Origin of the sequence: Pseudomonas avellanae BPIC 631 (genome assembly GCF_000444135.1) — a bacterium.
Lineage (GTDB): Bacteria > Pseudomonadota > Gammaproteobacteria > Pseudomonadales > Pseudomonadaceae > Aquipseudomonas > Aquipseudomonas avellanae.
This window is the reverse complement of the sequence record NZ_ATDK01000334.1, coordinates 1-7,412: the sequence shown is the minus strand read 5'-3', so window position 1 is coordinate 7,412 and position 7,412 is coordinate 1. Positions and strand designations below refer to the sequence as shown.

6 protein-coding genes and 1 pseudogene are annotated in these 7,412 nt (G+C 60.1%); all 7 read left to right on the top strand.

Translation table 11 applies throughout. The annotated features are described in order from the left end of the window. Positions 1 to 181 (top strand): hypothetical protein (locus tag DW49_RS1000000133395; protein WP_206539577.1); only part of this gene is annotated, 181 nt, incomplete at its 5' end. Beyond that, positions 178 to 1,197, top strand: a pseudogene (locus DW49_RS1000000134325) (methyl-accepting chemotaxis protein); the annotation flags it as partial. The gene DW49_RS1000000133395 and the pseudogene DW49_RS1000000134325, both read left to right, overlap by 4 nt. 39 nt (positions 1,198 to 1,236) lie before the next feature. Beyond that, positions 1,237 to 2,100, top strand: coding sequence for a methyl-accepting chemotaxis protein (locus DW49_RS1000000134320; protein WP_407719243.1), 864 nt, complete (start codon positions 1,237 to 1,239; stop codon positions 2,098 to 2,100). Positions 2,101 to 2,464: 364 nt separating this feature from the next. After that, a complete protein-coding gene (locus DW49_RS0120385; RefSeq protein ID WP_005621977.1) occupies positions 2,465 to 4,219 on the top strand; it encodes an ABC transporter permease in 1,755 nt (584 codons plus the stop codon). 31 nt (positions 4,220 to 4,250) lie between these two features. Beyond that, positions 4,251 to 5,555, top strand: a complete 1,305-nt coding sequence (locus DW49_RS0120380; RefSeq protein WP_005621975.1) for an ABC transporter ATP-binding protein — start codon at positions 4,251 to 4,253, stop codon at positions 5,553 to 5,555. Between the two features lie 49 nt (positions 5,556 to 5,604). Then, positions 5,605 to 6,672 (top strand): sensor histidine kinase, encoded by a 1,068-nt coding sequence (locus DW49_RS0120375; RefSeq protein WP_024420742.1) that lies wholly within the window; start codon positions 5,605 to 5,607, stop codon positions 6,670 to 6,672. Next, positions 6,672 to 7,310, top strand: a complete 639-nt coding sequence (locus DW49_RS0120370; protein WP_003378296.1) for a response regulator transcription factor — start codon at positions 6,672 to 6,674, stop codon at positions 7,308 to 7,310. The genes DW49_RS0120375 and DW49_RS0120370 overlap by 1 nt, the downstream gene beginning before the upstream one ends. Positions 7,311 to 7,412 lie beyond the last annotated feature (102 nt).

The following is a 7,412-nucleotide window of genomic DNA, read 5'->3' as shown; positions in this document are numbered from 1 at the left end:
TGTTTTCGAAAAAATCAGCCACCAACTAACGGAAAATTCAAATCTTATCAATAGCTTAGCTTGCAGGTTATGGGTAACTTATTTCGAAAACAGTACACTAGCGCGCGGTTTTGCTGTCCATAAAAACAAATCTTCAGCTCTTTCAGTGCACTTAAAAAAGCATAATCAGGAGATTTTATGAACAGCGGCTTTGCGAATATCAGTGTCAACATGAAGTTGGCATTGGGCTTTGGGACAGTTCTTTTTTTCACTGCCATTCTCGCCTTTGTCGGCTGGACCAGCCTCGACAAACTCATCTATCGCACCGACAGAATCGGCAACATCACTGAACTCAGCAACAACCTGACCAACCTGCGGGTTGCGCGTCTGCAATACATGCTCACCGACGGCGACGAAACCGCCGCGCAAAACATGCAGAGCAAACTGGACGTCTTCCGCACGCACCAGCAATCGCTGCTGACACAGTTCACCAACCCGCTCAATCTGAAGCCTCTGGGTGAGCTGGCGGATATCACCCGCGATTACGAAGCCTCTTTGAACCGCATGCGCGCGGCGTATCAGGCCGGTGCCAAAGTGCGTGGCGAGATGGCCACCCATGCTGGCGCAGCTTCTCAAACCATTGAATCGCTGAACACCGCCGTGATGCAGATGGACCCCTCGGAGCCGGCGCGTTTCGACCAGGCCTTGTTGGTAAACACTGCCAGGCAGGACCTGATGTTGGTGGGCAATGAAGTGCGTGGTTACACCGCCAAGCCGGATGAAAAGACCGAGAAGGCTGTCTTCCAACTGCTCGATACTGCCATCAGCCATCTGGACAAACTGAAATCCGCTTTTGATGCGGGCAATCGCGAGCGGATTACGCAACTGGAAACCGCTCTGCGTAACTACCGTGCCTCGATCGATGCGTTCAAGGTGACGACCCAGACCGCTGGCGCAGTTCGTAAAGACCTGACCACGCAAGGTGCGGCCATCGTCAAGCTGGGCGAAGAGCTGTATGGCATCCAGATGCAACTCGCCAAGGTAGATACCGCCAAAGCGCGTAACTTGCAGATAGGCTGTGTTGTGCTGGTGATGCTGTTCGGCATTCTGGCGGCCGTCATTATTACCCGCCAGATCACCCGTCCGCTGCGCGATACGCTGGCCATTGTCGAGCGCATTGCGTCCGGCGACCTCACCCATTCGGCGGCCATCACCCGACGCGACGAACTGGGCGTGTTGCAACAGGGCATCCAGCGCATGGGCGCAACCCTGCGCGACCTGATTTCCGGGATTCGCGACGGCGTGACGCAGATTGCCAGCGCTGCCGAGCAATTGTCGGCGGTCACCGAGCAGACCAGCGCTGGCGTCAACAGCCAGAAGGTCGAGACCGATCAGGTCGCCACTGCCATGCACGAGATGTCCGCCACTGTTCACGAAGTTGCGCGCAACGCCGAGCAGGCATCCGTTGCTGCATCGGATGCCGACAAGCAGGCGCGTGAGGGCGACAAGGTGGTGGGCGAAGCCATCCAGCAGATCGAACGACTGGCTGCCGAAGTCGTCCGTTCGTCTGATGCGATGAATGTGCTGGAGCAGGACAGCGACAAGATCGGCAAGGTCATGGACGTGATCAAGGCGGTTGCCGAACAGACCAACTTGCTGGCGCTCAATGCGGCCATCGAGGCCGCGCGTGCGGGCGAGGCGGGTCGTGGTTTTGCAGTGGTTGCCGATGAAGTGCGCGGCCTGGCCCAGCGTACCCAGCAGTCCACCGAAGAAATCGAAGGTTTGGTCGCTGCCTTGCAAAACGGTACTCGTCAGGTGTCGGGCATCATGCTGGGCAGCCGCACGCTGACTGACAGCAGCGTCGAGTTGACGCGCAAGGCGGGTACGTCACTGGAAAGCATCACCCGTACGGTGTCGAACATCCAGGCCATGAACCAGCAGATCGCAGCGGCCGCCGAGCAACAAAGCTCAGTCGCCGACGAAATCAGCCGCAGCATCGTCAACGTTCGCGACGTGTCCGAACAGACCGCCGAAGCCAGCGAAGAAACCGCAGCATCGAGCGTCGAACTGGCCCGCCTGGGTGGCCAGTTGCAGATGATGGTCAGCCACTTCCGGGTGTGATGAGGGGGGGCATCTATCGTTGCACACGCTCCAGTGTCTGAATGCGGTGCGTGACGATCTGCGTCACCACTCTGCGCCGCGCATTCAAGATCGGACGCAGAGCGTCCAGAACGGCATACGACGCGGAGCGTCGCACGATAGTTAATTATCAGCACGTTAGTCGTAGCAGTATACGTTGGTATATATAACCCATACTGACAGATAAACATGACCTACTTTTGCAGGTTATATCTATTGTTCAAACCTCTATAAGCTTTACCTCATTACCCGGCAGCCATTAATGCCCTTTATCTGTAATCGCTGAAAGCCCGTCTGCTCGTAAAGCCGACTGGCCTGCGCCTGTGCAGCGGATTCGAGGTGAGCAATGCATTCTATATTTGAACTCGGTAAAAGCCTGCGTGCGCCCCGTTTTGTAAAACACGGTGCGCGTAATACGTATTGGGCCGATGGTCTTTGTCTGGCCTTACTTGCGCTGTTTATCGCGCTGGTGCTGTTTGGCGCAGGTCAGATGCTGCAGCCGATTGACGTGCTCAATTCAAGCCCGATGAGCCTCGACCCTGCGCGGTTGCCCGAGTACGCATTGCGCACCACGCTGCGCATGTTCATTGCGCTGGCGGCGTCGTTGATCTTCACCTTTGTCGTGGCCACGCTGGCGGCCAAGAGCCGCAAGGCTGAGCAAGTCATCATTCCTGCGCTGGATATTCTTCAGTCGGTTCCGGTGCTGGGTTTTCTGACCTTCACGGTGACGTTCTTCATGGGCCTGTTTCCTGGCCTGCAACTGGGCGTTGAATGCGCCGCCATCTTTGCCATCTTCACCAGCCAGGCGTGGAACCTTGCGTTCAGTTTCTATCAGTCGCTGCGCACTGTGCCCAGCGACCTGAGTGAAGTCAGCCGCCAGTTCGGCCTGTCCCCTGTGTTGCGCTTCACCCGGCTGGAACTGCCGTTCGCCATACCGGGGCTGGTGTGGAACATGACGATGTCGATGTCCGGCGGCTGGTTTTTTGTGGTGGCCTGCGAGGCAATTTCGGTCGGCGACACCACCGTCAACCTGCCCGGCATCGGTTCCTGGCTGGCGCTGGCCATCGAGCAGAAAAACCTTGCTGCGATTGCCTGGGCCGTCGGCGCAATGGCGCTGGTGATTCTGGCCTACGACCAGTTGCTGTTCCGCCCGATAGTGGCGTGGGCGGACAAATTCCGCTTCGAACAAACCGCATCGTCCAAGCGTCCCCGCTCGTGGATGTACAGCCTGCTGGGCCGCTCGCGTGTGGCACCCATGTTGAGTGCGCTGCTGGCTGCGCCGTGGAAAGGCCTGATGCTGATCAACGGGCGCGGGGTTTTCCGGCTGTGGAAAGTGAAGCCCACGCCCGGTGTCGTGCGTGTTATCGACTACCTGTGGCTGGCGCTGGTCATGTCAGGTTGCCTGACCGCCAGTGTCTACCTGTTCCGTTTCATCGAGGCGTCATTGGGCTTCAGCGACATGGTCAGCGCGTTTGGTCTGGGGCTGGCGACCATGCTGCGGGTGATCGTGCTGATCGTCATTGCCAGCCTGATCTGGGTGCCCATCGGTGTGTGGATCGGCCTGCGCCCGGTCTGGGCCGAGCGGTTGCAGCCGATTGCGCAGTTCATGGCAGCGTTTCCGGCCAACGTGCTGTTCCCCTTTGCGGTGATCGCCATCGTCGGCCTGCACCTCAACCCGGACATCTGGCTGTCGCCACTGATGGTGCTCGGCACCCAGTGGTACATCCTGTTCAACGTGATCGCCGGGGCCAGCGCACTGCCGACTGACCTGCGCGAAGCAGCCAGCATGTTCAACATGCGCGGCTGGCAATGGTGGCGTCGTGTGGCGCTGCCGGGCGTGTTTCCTTACTACGTCACCGGCGCGCTGACGGCGTCGGGCGGTTCATGGAACGCCAGCATCGTCGCGGAAGCCGTGTCGTGGGGCGATCAGCATCTGCAGGCGGCCGGGCTGGGTTCCTACATCGCTAACGCGACTCAGGCGGGTGATTTTCCACGCGTCGCGCTGGGCATTGTCGTCATGTCGATTTTTGTGATCGCGTTCAACCGGTTGCTGTGGCGCCCGCTGTACGGGTTTGCCGAGCGACGTCTGAGTCTGGTGTGATTTTGTGTGATTTTGTTTTAGGGAGGGCGCCATGATGATGGCTGTCGAAACGCGTTGCCTGGTAGATGTTCAGAAGGTCCGACACGTATACGGCAAAGGCAGCAAAGAGCGCCTGATGCTGGAAGACGTGACACTGCAACTCAACGAGAACGAAATCGTCGGTCTTCTGGGCCGCTCAGGCTCGGGCAAGTCCACCCTGTTGCGTTCCATCGCCGGGTTGGTGGTGCCGACCGAGGGCGAGGTAAATTTCCCTCGTCGTGCGCAAGGGCGGGCGATGTCGGTGGGCATGGTGTTCCAGAGCTTCGCCCTGTTCCCGTGGCTGACCGTGCTGGAAAACGTCGAAGTCGGGCTCGAGGCGCAGCGTGTGCCCGCTGCCGTGCGTCGCAAGCGTGCGCTGGCGGCCATCGATCTGATTGGCCTGGACGGCTTTGAAAGCGCTTACCCCAAAGAGCTGTCCGGCGGCATGCGCCAGCGCGTGGGCATGGCGCGCGCGCTGGTGATCGACCCTGACGTGCTGCTGATGGACGAGCCTTTTTCTGCGCTCGATGTGCTGACCGCCGAAACTCTGCGCACAGACCTGCTGGACATGGGGAGCGAAGGGCGCATGCCCATCAAGTCGATTCTGATGGTCACGCACAACATTGCCGAAGCCGTGCTGATGTGCGATCGCATCCTGCTGTTCTCCTCCAATCCTGGGCGGGTGATCAGCGAGATCAAGGTCGATCTGCCGCAGCCGCGCAATCGTCAGGACCCGATTTTCCGGGCGTTGGTGGAAGAAATCTACGTGCTGATGACCCAGGACAACGATGCCGGCGAGATTCGTCAGGGCGTGTTTCCGGGTACCGGGCTGGGCATGGTCTTGCCGCAGGTGTCCACCAATGCGCTGGCCGGTCTGATCGAAGCGATCCATGCGCCGCCTTACAGCCTCAAGGCCGACCTGCCGGAGCTGGCCAGCGCACTGCATTACAACGCCGACGAGCTGTTTCCGATTGCCGAAGTCCTGCAATTGCTGCGCTTTGCCGAGCTGAAGGGCGGCGACATACGTTTGCTGCCGGCGGCGAATCGCTATGCGCTGGCGGATGTAGACGAGCGCAAGCAGCTGTTTGCCCAGCATCTGCTGAGCTTCGTGCCGCTGGTCGCGCACATTCGGCGGGTGCTGGATGATCGCCCTACGCACACGGCTCCGGCGCGGCGTTTTCGCGATCAGCTGGAAGACTTCATGTCCGAAAGCGACGCCATGCAGACCCTGAATGCTGTCACCCAATGGGGCCGCTACGCCGAGTTGTTCGCGTACGATGAGCTGGCCGATCAGTTCAGCCTGGATAACCCGTCCTGAGGTTTGTAAGACATACTCGGCGGGCCTTTTGAAGAGCGAGAGGGTGCAGATGCACGAGCCGGAATCCTGTAGCAAGGCTGCGCTGGCAGTCAGGTGGGTCGCGTTGCTGTTGCTGGCGCTGGTTGTCGCGGTCGCCGACACCCTGACCGATCTGGAGATCGCCGTGGGCGTGTTCCAGATCGCGGTGGTCTTGCTGGCCGTCATGCTCCTGCCGGTCAGGGGCGTGATTGTCATTGCGCTGGTGTGCATGGTGCTGACAGTGATCAGTTACGAGCTGACCACCTCCAGAGGCAGCGAGGCGTCCGGGCTGGTCAATTGTTTCATCAGCCTGGCGGCCATCGCCATGACCACCTGGCTTGCGCTGCGCCTGGCTCGGGCCATCCGTACGGTTCATGAGGCGCGTTCACAGCTGGCACAGATCGCCCGGGTCAATCAGTTGGGCGAGCTTGCTGCGTCCATTGCCCACGAGGTCAATCAACCGCTGTCAGCCATTGTCATCAGCGGCAACGCCTGTCAGCGCTGGCTGGCCGCCGAGCCGGTCAACCTGGAAAAGGCCCGACAGGCAGTCGAGCGCATGATCGGTGATGCCAATCGTGCTGGCGATATCATCGTGCGGGTGCGCGCGCTGGCCAAGCGTTCGTCGACCTACAAGGAGTGGATCAGCGTGGCCGACACGGTGGCCGAGATCGTGGCGCTGGCGCACAGCGAAATAGACGCGCAGGGAGTCACACTGACGGTCGAGGTCCCGGAGGGTTTGCCGCCGCTGTTGGCCGACCGGGTGCAGATCCAGCAAGTGCTGCTCAACCTGATGCTTAATGGCGTGGATGCGATGAGCAAGGTCGAGACAGATCAGGCGCAGCTGGAGATTCGCGTCGATTGGCGCGAGGGCGGCGATATCGGTTTCGCGGTGCGCGACAATGGCATCGGCGTGCCGGCGGACAACACCGACCGGCTGTTCGATGCCTTCTACACCACCAAGCAAGAGGGGATGGGGATTGGTCTGGCGATCAGCCGGTCGATCATCGAGGCCCACGGCGGACGCATCTGGGTCACGCCCAACCCGTCGATCGGTGCTACGTTTCACTTCACGCTGCCCACCGGAAAAATGGAAACCTGATGACCACACTCGCTGCTGTCCCGCAGGCCGAAGAGCCGATCATCTATGTGATCGACGACGACCTGTCGGTGCGTTCTTCGCTGGAGGACTTGTTAGCGTCGGTCGGGTTGCGCAGCCTGTTGTTCGGCTCGACCAAGGAATTCATGGAGGCTTCACGCCCTGATGCGCCGGGCTGCCTGATTCTGGACATCCGCATGCCGGGCATGAGCGGCCTGGACTTTCAGGAGCATATGGCCAAATCCGGGATTTTTCTGCCGGTCATTTTCATCACCGGGCATGGCGACATTCCCATGTCGGTGCGGGCGATGAAGGCGGGCGCGATCGAGTTTCTGACCAAACCCTTTCGCGAGCAGGACCTGCTGGATGCCATCCAGCAAGGGCTGGCGCAGGATCGCAGCCGTCGCCAGAGCGCAGCGATCGAAGCCCGGTTGCAGCGCCGCCACGCCAGCCTCAATCAGGGCGAGCAGCAGGTGATGGCGCTGGTCGTCAGCGGCTTGCTCAACAAGCAGATTGCCGCGCAACTGAACGTGAGTGAAATCACCGTCAAGGTTCGACGCGGCTCGGTCATGCGCAAGATGGAGGCCGACTCGCTGGCTGATCTGGTCAAGTTCGCCGAGCGGCTTAAAGAGCTTCATTGATTCCGGTGCGCGCATTCGTTCGCCTCTGATTCTGGCCGAAGGCCATGCGGAGCGGGCGACGCTCAGGTATCCACGAGCTTTGGTGGGAGCGAACTTGTTCGC